The organism is Citrobacter sp. C6_1 (assembly GCF_014596835.2).
In the GTDB taxonomy this organism is placed as follows: Bacteria; Pseudomonadota; Gammaproteobacteria; order Enterobacterales; family Enterobacteriaceae; genus Citrobacter; species Citrobacter pasteurii.
Map to the genome: position 1 here is coordinate 4266058 of NZ_CP115031.1, position 15564 is coordinate 4281621.

The window sequence follows — 15564 nt, forward strand, 5'->3', positions numbered from 1 at the left end:
TGCATTTACATTCCTGTGATGGACTGCTGATATCGGCCACCCCACAGGAGATCCGCCATGAGCAGGACACCGGTTCTGGAGATGCGCAACATTGCCAAAGCGTTTGGCAAATTTTACGCGCTGAAAGGGGTCGATTTAACGGTCTGGCCGGGTGAGATCCATGCCCTGATGGGCGAAAATGGCGCAGGAAAAAGCACCCTGATGAAGATCCTCGCCGGTGCCTATACCGCCACCAGCGGCGAGATCCTGATTGACGGTCAGCCGTTCCACATTCGTGGGCCAAAAGATGCGCTCAGCGCGGGCATCACGCTGATTTATCAGGAGATGCAGCTCGCGCCAAACCTGACGGTGGCGGAAAATATCTTTCTTGGCAGCGAACTGTCGCGTGGTGGTCTGGTTCAGCGCAAAGAGATGGTGATGCAGTCGCAGAAGGTTATCGACCGACTCGGCGCCCAGTTTAAGGCCAGCGACCGGGTAATGACGTTGACCATCGCCGAGCAGCAGCAGGTGGAAATCGCCCGCGCCTTGCACCGTAACAGCCGCATTCTGGTTATGGATGAACCCACCGCCGCCCTCTCCTCACGTGAAACCCACCGCCTGTTTGAACTGATCATGCGCCTGCGCGATGAGGGGATGGCGATTATCTACATCAGCCACCGCATGGCGGAAGTGTATGAACTCTCGGATCGCGTCAGCGTCCTGCGCGATGGGCAGTATGTCGGTAGCCTGACCCGCGACAAGCTTAATGCTTCGGAACTGGTGCGCATGATGGTGGGCCGTCCGTTGAGCGATCTGTTCAACAAAGAGCGCGATATTCCTTTGGGTAAAGCGCGCCTCAATGTTCATCACCTGACTGATGGCAACAAAGTGCAACCGTGCAGCTTGCTGGTGCGCTCCGGGGAGATTGTCGGCCTTGCGGGTCTGGTGGGCGCCGGACGTTCTGAACTGGCGCAGCTGATTTTTGGCGTACGTAAAGCCATCGGCGGCATGATTGAAATCGACGGTGAACCGGTGGTGATCCACTCCCCACGCGAGGCGATTGACCACGGCATTGGTTTTCTGACCGAGAACCGCAAAGAACAGGGGTTATTTTTAGAACTGGCGGCAGCGGAGAACATCACCATGGCGACGCTGGAGCGCGACGCCACCTGGGGCATGCTCGATCGCAAAAAGGCGCAGGCGATTTCCGATGATGCGATTCAATTACTCAACATCCGCGTGCCGCATGCTCAGGTACGGGCGGGTGGGCTGTCCGGCGGTAATCAACAGAAATTGCTGATCTCGCGTTGGGTGGCGATCGGCCCCCGCATTTTGATCCTCGATGAACCCACGCGCGGCGTGGACGTCGGCGCCAAAAGCGAGATCTACCGGATCATGAACGATATGGCGCGCAAAGGCGTGGCGATCCTGATGATCTCCAGCGAACTGCCGGAAGTGGTCGGGATGAGCGATCGCGTGTATGTCATGCGCGAAGGCAGTATTGCCGGCGAGCTGGACGGGAAAAGTATTACCCAGGAAAACATTATGACGCTGGCAACCGGCGTGAACGACTCCCACCATCAGGCGGTGCCCCATGAATAATCCAACCACTCCCCAGCAGGTGGCGAAATCCGCCTCCGCGAAAAAAATGCTGATGAGCGATCTGATGCAAACGGTCGGCATCTTACCCATTCTGATCCTGATTGTGGCGGTGTTTGGCTTTATCGCGCCAAACTTTTTTACTGAGAGCAACCTGCTGAATATTACCCGCCAGGCGTCGATCAATATCGTGCTGGCGGCTGGCATGACTTTCATTATTTTAACCGGCGGCATCGACCTTTCGGTTGGCTCCATTCTCGGCACCACTGCCGTTGCGGCCATGGTCGTTTCTCTTATTCCTGAGTTTGCCATGCTGTCGATTCCGGCGGCGCTGATGCTCGGCATGGTACTGGGGTTGTTTAACGGGGCGCTGGTCGCTTTTGCCGGACTACCGCCGTTTATCGTCACGCTTGGGACTTATACCGCGTTACGTGGCGCGGCTTATCTACTGGCGGATGGCACTACGGTTATCAACTCCAACATCAGCTTTGAGTGGATCGGCAACAACTATCTCGGCCCGGTACCGTGGCTGGTAGTGATTGCACTGGCGGTGGTGGTGGTGTGCTGGTTCATTCTTAGGCGCACCACGCTGGGCGTCCATATCTACGCGGTTGGCGGCAATATGCAGGCAGCACGTTTAACCGGTATCAAAGTATGGCTGGTGCTGCTGTTCGTCTATGGCATGAGCGGTTTGCTCTCGGGTCTTGGTGGAGTGATGAGCGCCTCGCGGCTGTACAGCGCCAACGGCAACTTAGGCATGGGTTATGAGCTGGACGCCATCGCGGCGGTGATCCTCGGCGGCACCAGCTTTGTCGGCGGGATAGGCACCATCACCGGCACGCTGGTGGGGGCGCTGATTATCGCCACGCTGAATAACGGCATGACGCTAATGGGCGTCTCCTATTTCTGGCAACTGGTGATCAAAGGGGCGGTGATCATCATAGCGGTGCTGATCGACAAATACCGTACCCGACACCATCAAAGTGCATAGACAGGATTGCCGGATGGCGGCGCAATCGCCTTATCCGGCCTACCCATCCGTAGGCCTGATAAGCGTAGCGCCATCAGGCTTATAACAACAATACCCTACGAGTGAGGAATACAGCATGAGATTGAAGCCATTAGTGACCGCGCTCTGTGCTGGCGCACTGCTTGCTAGCGCTCCGTTTGTGCAGGCAAAAGAACTGAAATCGATCGGCGTCACGGTGGGCGATCTGGCCAACCCGTTCTTCGTACAAATAACCAAAGGTGCGGAGCTGGAAGCGCGCAAACTGGCGGGCGATGGTGTTAAAGTGACGCTGGTGTCCAGCGGCTACGACCTGGGCCAGCAGGTATCGCAAATCGACAACTTTATTGCCGCCAAAGTCGACATGATTATCCTTAACGCAGCGGATTCCAAAGGCATCGGTCCGGCGGTAAAACGCGCGAAAGACGCAGGGATTGTGGTGGTTGCTGTTGACGTGGCGGCGGAAGGCGCTGACGCGACCATTACCTCCGATAACACCCAGGCGGGTGAAATGGCCTGTAAATACATCACCGACCGCCTGAAAGGCAAAGGCAACGTCGTCATCATCAACGGGCCGCCGGTTTCCGCCGTCCAGAACCGCGTGGAAGGCTGTCAGACCGAGTTCAAACGCCACCCGGACATCAAGGTACTGTCGCATAACCAAAACGCCAAAGGCAGCCGCGAAGGCGGGCTGGAGATCATGACCGCACTACTGGCGGCGAATCCGAAGATCGACGGCGTATTTGCGATTAACGATCCGACTGCGATCGGTGCCGATCTGGCGGCAAAACAGGCGCAGCGTAGCGAATTCTTTATTGTTGGCGTAGACGGCAGCCCGGACGGTGAAGAGGCCCTGAAGCGCGAAAACTCACTATTTGTGGCGACGCCAGCACAAGATCCGCAGGTGATGGCTGCCAAAGCGGTCGAAATCGGTTATGACATATTGCAGGGGAAACCCGCCCCGAAAGAGCCCGTGCTGATCCCAGTGACGATGATCGATAAAAACAACGTCGGCAGCTATAAGGGTTGGACGGTTAAATAAATCCTGAACTGACTGATGCTCTCCTGCCACAAAGAGAGTCAGAGAGTCAAAGAACCAAGAGCGCCCGTCAGGGCGCTTATCTCATAAATACTGAGAGTAATAAATATCCATTTCTTCCTCGATATTATGACTCAGTATAAAAGAAAAAATCATAACCGTCGTGTAAATAACCGGAATACCAATAACTAAAGGTGTAAACGTATACCAGGGGTGACTTTGGAACAGTTCCAGTGGTACGAGACTTACAAATCCCATACACCATAAAATAATTGCGCACAATTTTATTATTCTCCAATAATCATCGAAATCCAGCTTATCAAGTGCCGGACAAGATCCTGGATATTTAGCAGCTATTATGCCGGATTGAATAGTATCTGCAGATGTACTGGCGAATAACTGATGGCCTTGACCATATTTTGCAGCATCCGCAGCCAACGCTAATACAACCCAGCGCTGAACCTTTGTGCTTTGCCCGGTGACGGCCTCCAGTTCATATCGACTATCGGCCAGAATACTCGTTTTTGCGTTTTCTATTCCACTAAACAATACGAATTTTGACTGCTTATCCAGTGAGTTGAACCATAGTTTTTTAATCTTACTCACATCCACTTGCTGTGCAGAAAGATATGTACTTACGATTTCATCAAGATAGTAAGGGGTACTGTCCATCATGCGTAATAAATATAAAGGTGTGTCTTTATCTTCAAGCAATTTCTCATTGGTAAAAATAAAAGCATTAGCACTTTCAAAAAAATCATAATTATTTTCACCATGCAATTCAACTGCAATAACAAGGCTATTCTCAGACATATTTAAATCAACCCAATCATTTATTAAAAAATAATCAGGACATTCGTAAAGAATATTAATTTTTCCGACCTTATCGTTGGGGATGCCCAGACTTGCCAGTACCGCCTTGAAACTATTGCCGATAGTGTCATCCGCTCCCTTAACATACATCCAGGTATTAAAAGGCCGATAATCCCTGACAAGAGAATCTTTGAGGGGCGCTATCAACTGCCTTAGCACTTTATCAATTCTGGTGTCATCCATTGAGTCAACTTCAATATCAATTCGTAACGGCGTTGCAGAACCTGCTGGCGCTTCACCCTCTAGTTTCTGAATTTTTAATGCCAGTTCAGGCACCGGGAGAATGGATGAATAGTCTAAAAGAGGCAATGCCCGTATTGCCCAGTTTTTCCACCTATTCATACCATACTGCTCAAGATAACTCGCATAGTAACATGGAAAAGATATAACACCGTAAGTGATTACCACCACACACCAGATTGCTAACACTATTAGCGACGGGATACCTATTGCATTCCATATCAGATCATCAGGGACCTTCTTGACCTGCAACCAGCTGAATATATTGTACGTTATAAAAAACAGAAATATAGCACAGCTAATGATCAGCACAATATTAAGCGGGAATTTTTCTGGTTCTGGATACGGATTCTTGTTTGGTCTCTTCCATTTATTCATTTGCTTGTCCCCGCCGTTGGCAGTGTGGTTTTTATTGCACAACCGCATGCAGCCCTACACCCATCCACAACAACGCCTCTACCGTCCATTGTCCAGGTTGGTTCAAAATCAAGTATGGGAAAGGTCCCTTTATGCGCAATACAAAAAACAGTATCCCCCATTAAAGCGACAGGAATTCCCATAAACTTGCTACCAGAAGCTTTGTTCACATACCCACCGTTTTCCAGCGGGTCATTTAGTCTGATTACACCTTTCATATTATTTCCCTGCATCCATGTCACAGCGCATCCGGGTCCAGCCCTTATAGCCCACCACCTCCGGTTCTTTGTCCGGCAGGTTTTGGTAATTTGCTTTTTCTGACTCAACAAGATTGTCCAGTCCTTTTTTCATAAAAATAACCATACCCCACGCATATCCTGGAGATTCAGGTCTGATGTGGGCATTCACATACTCGCCACTGGACTTATGCTTGCCTGGTCTGTAGAGATAATACGTATCATCAAAGTATTGATAATCTATACCCGGACCCCCCGGCTTTAAACGCGGGTCGTCAAATGGGTATGAACTCATATACAAATGATTCTGCGCCGTGGTAATAAACGCCTGGTTATTGACTACCACCACCCTTTTTATTTCCCTTCCTTCAGGTCTGTCACGCATAACACCGTCTGAGTTTCTCTCCAGCGCCGGGAAAGGAGCCATATATTTTGCGACCTGCCACGTTTGTCCGTAATCTTTAGATATTTTATATGCCCCTGGCTCCCACTCAGGCACAAGTATGTACTGTTCTGAGGGATGGATAAACTCACCCGAGAAAACCCTATAGATTGGATTGCCATAAATTGATTTGTGGACCTTTCTTTTTATGTCATGGTAAACAACATATCCTTCACAATCATAACCGATCAACTCCAGGTAGCGATTATCATCAAACCGGTAAATTACCTGTGATGGTGTTTTTTTTGTACAGGCAGTGATAGCGCATAGTAAAACTGCGCCGATTATTATTCCTACCGTATTTCCCAGTTTCATAATTTATCCTTAAACGTTAAGCGGCTTAGGCATATCCCATTGCAGATTTGGAGTCTCGGTATTGTATATTTCATTGTGTCTGGCAGGTTGAACCGTTGTTGAATGACAATATTCGTTAACCACGCCAAACTCTCCTGTCGGTAAAATATCATCCGGTCTATTCATATGTTCTTTTGTATCTGCTTTATTCAATACCCCCGAGTTATAATAATTAACTGTATCCTTGAAACCATTACGCTTCATACGCCAGTCTCCGCGCAGGAGTAGCTCGGTCCAGAATTCTCCGCAGCGGTAATCAAATGCCCCGCATATCCCCACCGCCAGATCGAAGGCCATCGCTTTCGCGGGGGCATCTTTCGACATAACAATAGAGGAATGCTGGCTGTAACCAACCTGCTCTGATTTCATCCATTCTTTTTCCAGCTCATCCGGCGTTTTTTCATAGATTAGCTTCACGCTCTTATTGTATCCCCCGCCCAGGACAACGCCTTTGGTGTAAGGCTTAGCATATTTTTTGGCGAACATCGTGAGTTCTGCGGGCGTTAATTCCTGGCCCGGCTGTAAATAATCGAAACCTGCGCCGCTGAGATTTTTGAAATCTGTCTCAGTGCGCGCAATAACCGTGGCTTTTGCCGAAAATGAGATGTCCTGATCGGGTGAACCCGGCGCTATCGAATATTTATACTGACTTCCCGCGCCCTGTAACTGGTGTCTGAAGGTGACGGGGAGCTGCTCACCATTCACAACCACATCCGCAAACGTATATTGTCTGGTCGCCAGCGTATCCTGATCAAAACAATCCTTTTCTAACGCCGGCATTTCAAAAGGCACGCTCAGTGGGCTGCCGCCTATTTCCGGACCATTTTCGCAGAAAACCCGCTGGCGCAGATTGTCTATGCCGCTGGCAATGTCATGAGGGACTCCCCGCCAGCCCAAACCCTGCACGTTAAGTAATGAAACCACGCTGTCATTAGGGCAAAAATAGTTATATACCTTGCCAAAGTTATTACGGGTATAAAGTTTATTCTTGCGCCACTGTGAATTGGTTTTACTCAGACAAATTGCGCCTTCTAATTCATCAATCTCGGCTTGCGTGTGATATTCCCCCTTGCCATATCTGGCGTTTGTCGCCATCAAATGACAGAAATTTTTAAACGTCTGCTGGCGGGCGCGATCCGTCTGGTGATGTCCGGGCGTCATCCCTTCAGCAGCCGTTTTTTCCAGGGCGTAGGGAGAATGGTTGAGGATCACACAATCGGCGGGATCGGCACCTGCTGCTTTGACCAGCATATTGGCGAGCATGGTAATAATCGTTCCCTGGGAGTGCGCAATGATATTAATGGGATCGTTTTCAGTAGGTTTATTATTTCGAATCATCAGAATTAAATCGGCCAGCCGCTGCGCGGCAAAAAACTGATAAATTCGGTGCGGGTTATCATAAATAGGATGCGTAAAATCCCCGGCATTCAGATGAAATGAAGCAAATCCTGCCGCAGCGTTCGCAGGGCCGCCGGAGCCAGGGCCTAGCATATCCGGAATAGTGGTTGTCGCATTGGCAAAGGTCCCCCCGCCTTTGGCGTACACATCGTCCAGCACGTTGCCGAAATTATCATTCTGAAATTTCAACGTGGTTTGAGGAATGTGTCCTAACTTTGCCAGCGTTGCGTTGTCATCTTCCTGGTAGGCGTTATAAGGCAGTTTTGCGGCGTCTCCTGATTTAGCCCGCTCATCGCGGTAACGCCGCTGATCGTCAATATACGTTGCATGGTCAACAGGTTTATATCCCCAGTAAAATGGGATCACCGGGCTGCGCCCGGGCATTTTCACCTGCTGCTGCTCGCCATCCCCCATATCCATTTTGTACTGATGCCATTCATGCGGATACATATCCGTGCGGCCCATACGTTCATTCAGGCCGGCAATGATCCCCTGCTCCTGATTTTGATACGCCTCGCCAACATCGTTGACGCCATGAACAAGGATCACAATACAGGGCATGGGGTTTTTAACCGCCACTTCGCAGACGGCCATTTTTCCACCGGTGGATTTAGGTACGCCTTGCACTCCCGTCACCACCACTCGCGGATTAAAGGGACTGTTACTCATTTGGCAAAATCTCCATTTTCATTTCATCCTTAAACGTTAAGCGGCACTGGCATATCCCATTGCAGATTATTTTCCCGCATTCAGGTCACAGTGCATTCGGGTCCAGCCCTTATAGCCCACCACCTCCGGTTCTTTGTCCGGCAGGTTTTGGTAATTTGCTTTTTCTGACTCAACAAGATTGTCCAGTCCTTTTTTCATAAAAATAACCATACCCCACGCATATCCTGGAGATTCAGGTCTGATGTGGGCATTCACATACTCACCACTGGATTTATGCTTGCCTGGCCTGTAGAGATAATACGTATCATCAAAGTATTTATAATCTATACCCGGACCACCCGGCTTTAAACGCGGGTCGTCAAAAGGGTATGAACTCATATACAAATGATTTTTCGAGGTGGTAATAAACGCCTGGTTATTGACCACCACCACTCTTTTTATTTCTTTTCCTTCCGGTCTGTCGACCATATTCCCATCTGAATTTATCTCCTGCCCCTGGAAGGGAGACAAATAAGATGCTACCTGCCATGTTTGCCCGTAGTCTTTAGATATTTTATATGCCCCAGGTTCCCATCGCGGTATCAGAATATACTTATCTGATGGGTGAATATATACACCGGAAAAGATCTGATACGTTGAATAAACGCCATTTACTAATTCTTTATGTATATTCCTCCTGGTATCATGATACCAGAGTGCCCCTTCGCAATCGAAGCCCTTTAGTTCCAGATATCGGTTATCATCATAGCGATAAATGACCTGTGAGGGTGTTTTTTTTGTACAGGCAGCGATAGCGCATAGCGAAATGGCTCCGATTATTATTTTTAACGCACTTCCCTTTTTCATAATTCATCCTTAAACGTTAAGTGGTTTAGGCATATCCCATTGCAGATTATTTCCCTACATCCATATCGCAGTACATCCGGGTCCAGCCCTTATAGCCCACCACCTCCGGTTCTTTGTCCGGCAGATTTTGATAGTTGGCCTTATAGCCTTCCGTTAAATGGGCTAAGGATGCTTTCATAAATACCACCGTTCCCCAGGCAGCACCTGGAAACTCAGGACTGGTATGACCGTCCACATACTCGCCACTGGATTTATGCTTGCCTGGCCTGTAGAGATAATACGTATCATCAAAGTATTTATAATCTATACCCGGACCACCCGGCTTTAAACGCGGGTCGTCAAATGGGTATGAACTCATATACAAATGATTCTGCGCCGTGGTAATAAACGCCTGGTTATTGACCACCACCACTCTTTTTATTTCTTTTCCTTCAGGATAGTCACGCATAACCCCATCGGAGTTTCTCTCCTGCGACCGGGAAGAAGCCATATAGTTTGCTACCTGCCATGTTTGTCCGTAGTCTTTAGATATTTTATATGCCCCAGGTTCCCATTCAGGCACAAGAACGTACTGTTCTGAGGGATGGATAAACTCACCCGAGAACACTCTATAGATTGGATTGCCATAAATTGATTTGTGGACCTTTCTTTTTATGTCATGGTAAACAACATATCCTTCACAATCATAACCGATCAACTCCAGGTAGCGATTATCATCAAACCGATAAATTACCTGCGAGGGTATTTTTTTTATACAGGCAGAGATAATACATAGTGAAATCACTCCAACAATTATTCTTACCGTATTTCCTTGTTTCATGATTTATCCTTAAACGTTAAGCGGTTTGGGCATATCCCATTGCAGATTATTTCCCTGCATCCATATCGCAGTACATCCGGGTCCAGCCCTTATAGCCCACCACTTCTGGTTCTTTGTCCGGCAGGTTTTGATAGTTGGCCTTATATCCCTCCGTTAAATGGGCCAGGGATGCTTTCATAAACACCACTGTTCCCCAGGCAGCACCTGGAGATTCAGGACGGGTATGACCATAATAATATTTTCCTTTAGATTTCTTCTTTCCGTCTGTATATATAGAGAGATAGTCGGTATCATCGAAGTATTGATAATCGATACCCGGACCACCCGGCTTTAAACGCGGGTCGTCAAAAGGGTATGAACTCATATACAAATGATTTTTCGAGGTGGTAATAAACGCCTGGTTATTGACCACCACCACTCTTTTTATTTCTTTTCCTTCCGGATAGTCACGCATAACCCCATCGGAGTTTCTTTCCAGCGCCCGGGAAGAGGCCATATAGTCTGCTACCTGCCACGTTTGTCCGTAATCTTTAGATATCTTGTAAGCATCTGGCTCCCATCGTGGTATCAGAATATACTCATCTGATGGGTGAATATATACACCGGAAAAGATCTGATACGTTGAATAAACGCCATTTACTAATTCTTTATGTATATTCCTCCTGGTATCATGATACCAAAGTGCCCCCTCGCAATCGAAGCCCTTTAGTTCCAGATATCGGTTATCATCATAGCGATAAATGACCTGTGTGGGTATTTTTTTTGTACAGGCAGCCATAGCGCATAGCAAGACTGCTCCGATTATTATTTTTAACGCACATCCCTTATTCATAATTCATCCTTAAACGTTAAGCGGTTTGGGCATATCCCATTGCAGATTGGGAGTCTCGGTATTGTATATTTCATTATGTCTGGCAGGTTGAACCGTTGTTGAATGACAATATTCGTTAACCACACCAAATTGACCCTTTGGTAAAATATCATCCGGCCTGTTCATGAAATCTTTCGTACGGTCTTTGCTTAACTTTCCAGTATTATAATAATCAACAGTCCTTGGCAGACCATTAAGCTTCATACGCCAGTCCCCACGGCGCAGCAGTTTTACCCAGAACTCACCATTTTCGTGATCAAATGCCCCGCATATCCCCACCGCCAGATCGAAGGCCATCGCTTTCGCGGGGGCATCTTTCGACATAACAATAGAGGAATGCTGGCTGTAGCCAACCTTCTCTGATTGCAGCCATTCTTTTTGCAGCTCATCCGGCGTTTTTTCATAAATAAGCTGCACGGTCTTATTGTATCCCCCGCCCAGGACAACGCCTTTGGTATAAGGCTTAGCATATTTTTTGGCGAACATCGCGAGTTCTGCGGGCGTTAATTCCTGCCCCGGCTGTAAATAATCGAAACCTGCGCCGCTGAGATTTTTGAAATCTGTCTCAGTGCGCGCAATAACCGTGGCTTTTGCCGAAAATGAGATGTCCTGATCGGGTGAACCCGGTACTATCGAATATTTATACTGACTTCCTGCGCCCTGTAACTGATGTCTGAAGGTGACGGGGAGCTGCTCACCATTCACAACAACATCCGAAAACGTATATTGTCTGGTCGCCAGCGTATCCTGTTCAAAACAATCCTTTTCTAACGCCGGCATTTCAAAAGGCACGCTCAGTGGGCTGCCGCCTATTTCCGGACCATTTTCGCAGAAAACCCGCTGGCGAAGATTGTCTATGCCGCTGGCAATGTCGTGGGGAACTCCCCGCCAGCCCAAACCCTGCACGTTAAGCAATGAAACCACACTGTCATTAGGGCAAAAATAGTTATATACCTTGCCAAAGTTATTACGCGTATAAAGTTTATTCTTGCGCCACTGTGAATTGGTTTTACTCAGACAAATTGCGCCTTCTAATTCATCAATCTCGGCCTGCGTGTGATATTCCCCCTTGCCATATCTGGCGTTTGTCGCCATCAAATGACAGAAATTTTTAAACGTCTGCTGGCGGGCGCGATCCGTCTGGTGATGTCCGGGCGTCATACCTTCAGCAGCCGTTTTTTCCAGGGCGTAGGGAGAATGGTTGAGGATCACACAATCGGCAGGATCGGCACCTGCTGCTTTGACCAGCATATTGGCGAGCATGGTAATAATCGTTCCCTGGGAGTGCGCAATAATATTAATGGGATCGTTTTCAGTAGGTTTATTATTTCGAATCATCAGAATTAAATCGGCCAGCCGCTGCGCGGCAAAAAACTGATAAATTCGGTGCGGGTTATCATAAATAGGATGCGTAAAATCCCCGGCATTCAGATGAAATGAAGCAAATCCTGCCGCAGCGTTCGCAGGGCCGCCGGAGCCAGGGCCTAGCATATCCGGAATAGTGGTTGTCGCATTGGCAAAGGTCCCCCCGCCTTTGGCGTACACATCGTCCAGCACGTTGCCGAAATTATCATTCTGAAATTTCAACGTGGTTTGAGGAATGTGTCCTAACTTTGCCAGCGTTGCGTTGTCATCTTCCTGGTAGGCGTTATAAGGCAGTTTTGCGGCGTCTCCTGATTTAGCCCGCTCATCGCGGTAACGCCGCTGATCGTCAATATACGTTGCATGGTCAACAGGTTTATATCCCCAGTAAAATGGGATCACCGGACTGCGCCCGGGCATTTTCACCTGCTGCTGCTCGCCATCCCCCATATCCATTTTGTACTGATGCCATTCATGCGGATACATATCCGTGCGGCCCATACGTTCATTCAGGCCGGCAATAATCCCCTGCTCCTGATTTTGATACGCCTCGCCCACATCGTTGACGCCATGAACAAGGATCACAATACAGGGCATAGGGTTTTTAACCGCCACTTCGCAGACGGCCATTTTTCCGCCGGTGGATTTAGGCACGCCTTGTACACCTGTCGCCACGACTCGCGGATTAAAGGGACTGTTACTCATTTGGCAAAATCTCCATTTTCATTTCATCCATTTCCGTCATATCCAGTAACGGCGTCATGCCTTCATCGTCGGTAACACCTTCAATGATTTCACCAGAGGCCTTAGTCAGTCTGAATTTTGTCTTTTTCAGAACATCGTCCGTATTTCCATAACCATGTAATTTAATACGGCGGTGAAACTGGTCTTCCTGAAAAACAGGGGATTTATCTTTAACGGATTCCGGCCCGCTCCAGTCAAGCGTGGTGCCTTTGAGCTGCACTTTCGTGGGAGAGAATATTTTTACTGAGCCATCTTCATTTATTCGAATACCGCCGCCTCCACACAGCAACTGAATATTCTTTTTGGCGCTGATGGTTACGTTGCCGTTCATACTCTGAATATGAAAATGCTGATCGGAAAGCAGGCCCATTTCCCCGCGCTGTGCCTGGACGGAAATATCATCTTTTGCGGCGATAATTTTGATCCCGATCGCTCTGCTGAAAAGCGATAACCCCTGCCCGACTGCCATGGAGAGTTTCTTAAAAACGTTAAAACTGCCGTTGTTGGCCGCGTTCAGCGACAGATCTTTGTTTGCCGACAGCGCCATGGTTTCCGGTGTGAGCAGAGCCATACCGTGATCGGCATAGGCCACCAGCCCCGAGCGAGTGAGCTGTTCAAGCGCGGCGTTAAGCTGCTGCTGTTGCTCCATTTCAACGTTTAACGCTTGCGCCGTCAGGGCGCTTTGCTGAAGAGAAGTTGCCAGCACAAGGGCTGCCTGTAGCTGTTGAACGACTGCGTTCATGTCGAGCTGCTGGCCCTGGGCTTTTGGCTGCGCCTCTGTCGTCAGCAATATTCCCTTTGCGGCTCTCAAAACAGCCCGGTCATCGGTGCGCAGTTCTGCGCCTTCACCGCGCGGCTTACCACCCGCATCAACAAGATGGCCCATGTTCAGCTGGGTTTTAGCGTACTCGGTACTTAACTTGACGTGTTCCTGTCCGCGCCGGTCTTCCATCCGCAGCTTATTAAGACCCGCAGTGCGGATGACGTTGCGGGTATTGTTGCGGCTGGTGACGGGGTCCGGCTTTGGCGCATGATGCAGGGCATGGGCAATGAAAGGTCTTTCCGGATCGCCACCTTCAAACGCAATGGCGACTTCCGCTCCCTGAATGAGCGGGAAGTGATGACCGTAAGTATCGCCGGCATAAACTCGCGCCAGACGGACGGGCATACTTTCATAGCCTTGCCTGTGCTGGTCGAGGTCAAAATCAAACTTCACCCAATAGCGACCCTGCAGATCGATGTGGGCATATTGGTCATTGTCTATTCGGGATGAAACAGTAGCCGGAACCGTACCCGCGATACGTGGCCGGGGTAATGGCTGCGGTCGAAAGCAAACGCGCTCATTGTAAGGAATACCGAACAGTTGGGATTGCAGGGCTGCATCACGCCTGCCCGTCACTCGCATTGCCGTTACCACAAAGCCCGAAGTGAACGCCTGCGGAATGGTACCGTCGATGTTAAGCACCATACCAGGCACGATCGACGGACTGGTGGTCACGCCGCTTAAAACGGACTGATTATTAAGAATAATTTCGTGATGCAGTTTGGCGTAGAACCAGCTCGATTCGCCCGGTTGTTCCTCCGCAAATTTCGATCCCGGCTGGTGATGAATATCCGCATAACGATAATCCATTCCATACGTCGTCGACGTCTGTTCAGCTTCCTCGGCATCAGCATTGAGTATTAGCGAATTGGCAAGCCGGTAGTCAAAGTTCTTTACTTTAACGGCTGCGGAAACAACGTTGTGCTTGGATACCAGCTTATCGATCGAATAATCATTTGCTGTCAGACCCGCATGAGATGCATGCATAATCTTTTGATCGAAGATATACCGGCTTTGTGAATCACTGAAGATAAGCACCATAATGTGCGGAACGGCATGATGATTTTCAATTCTGAACCAGATCCCAACTTCTGACAGGATGCGGCTGATAAACGCTAAATCTGATTCCTCCCACTGGACGATCATTTCCCGGTTGGGATACATACAAACAAGATTATCAAAGTCGATTTCATAATCGGCAAAAGCATGTTCTTTGAGGAGCTGCGTGACCAAATTCGGCACATTTATGTTCAGGTAAATAGCCGATCGCTTGCATCGAGAGAGTAATGCAAGCTTATGCTCCAGCCTGATTTCGTACAGTGATTCATCCGCTGATGTGCTAATAAGCGAAAATGACGTAATGACGCCTTCAATTTGTCGTTCATATAGCCACATTTCAGAACCCTGAATATATTTATTCCAGTTATGATTAGGTGCTCTGATTTTCAGCGAGCCTTCAATACTTAGAAGTGAATCAGGAGGGATACTTCTTATTTTTGATGTGAATGTAATTTTATAACTGTATGGTTTACTTAAATTTTCATGACCTTCAATTGTTTCAACATCAAGCAACCCTAACTTACCCTCGCCCCTTACGGAGAATAAATACTTATTTATACTCCCCTCTGAAATTATACCTTCCAGATTATAGAATCCTGAACCTTTTTTCATTATCGCATCCCTTACCAAAAGAAAGTAACACATAAGAAATAAAGTCCAGTCAGCATATCAATAATAATAAAAAAGGGATATTTTTTACTAAAAACAAATCTGGAAAGTGAGTTAATTATCATTAATTAAACATGTAATATAACCCTGACATATAAATAAACGGTTAACTGGTGCG

At 48.3% G+C, this 15564-nt stretch carries 12 protein-coding genes; 3 read left to right on the top strand and 9 right to left on the bottom strand.

All coding sequences use genetic code 11. From position 1 onward, the window contains the following. Window positions 1-57 precede the first annotated feature (57 nt). From IB196_RS20450 to IB196_RS20460, 3 genes are all read left to right on the top strand, one after another. A complete protein-coding gene (locus IB196_RS20450; RefSeq protein WP_005132547.1) occupies window positions 58-1581 on the top strand; it encodes a sugar ABC transporter ATP-binding protein in 1524 nt (507 codons plus the stop codon). Beyond that, window positions 1574-2569, top strand: coding sequence for a ribose ABC transporter permease (locus IB196_RS20455; RefSeq protein ID WP_005132548.1), 996 nt, complete (start codon window positions 1574-1576; stop codon window positions 2567-2569). The genes IB196_RS20450 and IB196_RS20455 overlap by 8 nt, the downstream gene beginning before the upstream one ends. A 115-nt stretch (window positions 2570-2684) precedes the next feature. After that, window positions 2685-3626, top strand: a complete 942-nt coding sequence (locus IB196_RS20460) for an ABC transporter substrate-binding protein (protein ID WP_005132549.1) — start codon at window positions 2685-2687, stop codon at window positions 3624-3626. 81 nt (window positions 3627-3707) lie between these two features. On the opposite strand, the gene IB196_RS20465 is transcribed toward IB196_RS20460, so the two are convergent. The 9 genes from IB196_RS20465 to vgrG form a co-directional block, all read right to left on the bottom strand. Continuing rightward, window positions 3708-5114: a hypothetical protein gene (locus IB196_RS20465; RefSeq protein WP_188232261.1), complete on the bottom strand. Its 1407-nt coding sequence runs from the start codon at window positions 5112-5114 to the stop codon at window positions 3708-3710. Next, a complete protein-coding gene (locus IB196_RS20470) occupies window positions 5111-5371 on the bottom strand; it encodes a PAAR domain-containing protein (protein WP_040234038.1) in 261 nt (86 codons plus the stop codon). The genes IB196_RS20465 and IB196_RS20470 overlap by 4 nt, the downstream gene beginning before the upstream one ends. A gap of 1 nt (window position 5372) precedes the next feature. Then, window positions 5373-6146 carry a hypothetical protein gene (locus IB196_RS20475; RefSeq protein WP_040234040.1) on the bottom strand — a complete coding sequence of 258 codons (774 nt, stop codon included), beginning with the start codon at window positions 6144-6146 and terminating at the stop codon, window positions 5373-5375. 9 nt (window positions 6147-6155) lie between these two features. Beyond that, window positions 6156-8252: an alpha/beta hydrolase gene (locus IB196_RS20480; RefSeq protein ID WP_155021941.1), complete on the bottom strand. Its 2097-nt coding sequence runs from the start codon at window positions 8250-8252 to the stop codon at window positions 6156-6158. A 66-nt stretch (window positions 8253-8318) separates the two neighbouring features. Further along, window positions 8319-9098: a hypothetical protein gene (locus tag IB196_RS20485; protein WP_155021940.1), complete on the bottom strand. Its 780-nt coding sequence runs from the start codon at window positions 9096-9098 to the stop codon at window positions 8319-8321. Between the two features lie 46 nt (window positions 9099-9144). After that, entirely contained in the window at window positions 9145-9918 is a 774-nt protein-coding gene (locus IB196_RS20490; protein ID WP_040233277.1) for a hypothetical protein, read from the bottom strand. A gap of 46 nt (window positions 9919-9964) precedes the next feature. Beyond that, a complete protein-coding gene (locus IB196_RS20495) occupies window positions 9965-10750 on the bottom strand; it encodes a hypothetical protein (RefSeq protein WP_188232197.1) in 786 nt (261 codons plus the stop codon). Between the two features lie 9 nt (window positions 10751-10759). Next, window positions 10760-12856: an alpha/beta hydrolase gene (locus tag IB196_RS20500; protein WP_348936028.1), complete on the bottom strand. Its 2097-nt coding sequence runs from the start codon at window positions 12854-12856 to the stop codon at window positions 10760-10762. Further along, window positions 12849-15389 (bottom strand): type VI secretion system Vgr family protein, encoded by a 2541-nt coding sequence (vgrG, locus tag IB196_RS20505; protein ID WP_149691945.1) that lies wholly within the window; start codon window positions 15387-15389, stop codon window positions 12849-12851. Before vgrG ends, IB196_RS20500 begins: the two co-directional genes overlap by 8 nt. Between the last annotated feature and the right edge of the window lie 175 nt (window positions 15390-15564).

Bases quoted from the DNA above. Each gene is read 5' to 3' on its own strand.
- IB196_RS20495 (WP_188232197.1), bottom strand. From the start codon at position 10,750: ATGAATAAGGGATGTGCGTTAAAAATAATAATCGGAGCAGTCTTGCTA.
- IB196_RS20490 (WP_040233277.1), bottom strand. From the start codon at position 9,918: ATGAAACAAGGAAATACGGTAAGAATAATTGTTGGAGTGATTTCACTA.
- IB196_RS20450 (WP_005132547.1), top strand. From the start codon at position 58: ATGAGCAGGACACCGGTTCTGGAGATGCGCAACATTGCCAAAGCGTTT.
- IB196_RS20500 (WP_348936028.1), bottom strand. From the start codon at position 12,856: ATGAGTAACAGTCCCTTTAATCCGCGAGTCGTGGCGACAGGTGTACAA.
- IB196_RS20485 (WP_155021940.1), bottom strand. From the start codon at position 9,098: ATGAAAAAGGGAAGTGCGTTAAAAATAATAATCGGAGCCATTTCGCTA.
- IB196_RS20475 (WP_040234040.1), bottom strand. From the start codon at position 6,146: ATGAAACTGGGAAATACGGTAGGAATAATAATCGGCGCAGTTTTACTA.
- IB196_RS20455 (WP_005132548.1), top strand. From the start codon at position 1,574: ATGAATAATCCAACCACTCCCCAGCAGGTGGCGAAATCCGCCTCCGCG.
- IB196_RS20460 (WP_005132549.1), top strand. From the start codon at position 2,685: ATGAGATTGAAGCCATTAGTGACCGCGCTCTGTGCTGGCGCACTGCTT.
- IB196_RS20480 (WP_155021941.1), bottom strand. From the start codon at position 8,252: ATGAGTAACAGTCCCTTTAATCCGCGAGTGGTGGTGACGGGAGTGCAA.
- vgrG (WP_149691945.1), bottom strand. From the start codon at position 15,389: ATGAAAAAAGGTTCAGGATTCTATAATCTGGAAGGTATAATTTCAGAG.
- IB196_RS20465 (WP_188232261.1), bottom strand. From the start codon at position 5,114: ATGAATAAATGGAAGAGACCAAACAAGAATCCGTATCCAGAACCAGAA.
- IB196_RS20470 (WP_040234038.1), bottom strand. From the start codon at position 5,371: ATGAAAGGTGTAATCAGACTAAATGACCCGCTGGAAAACGGTGGGTAT.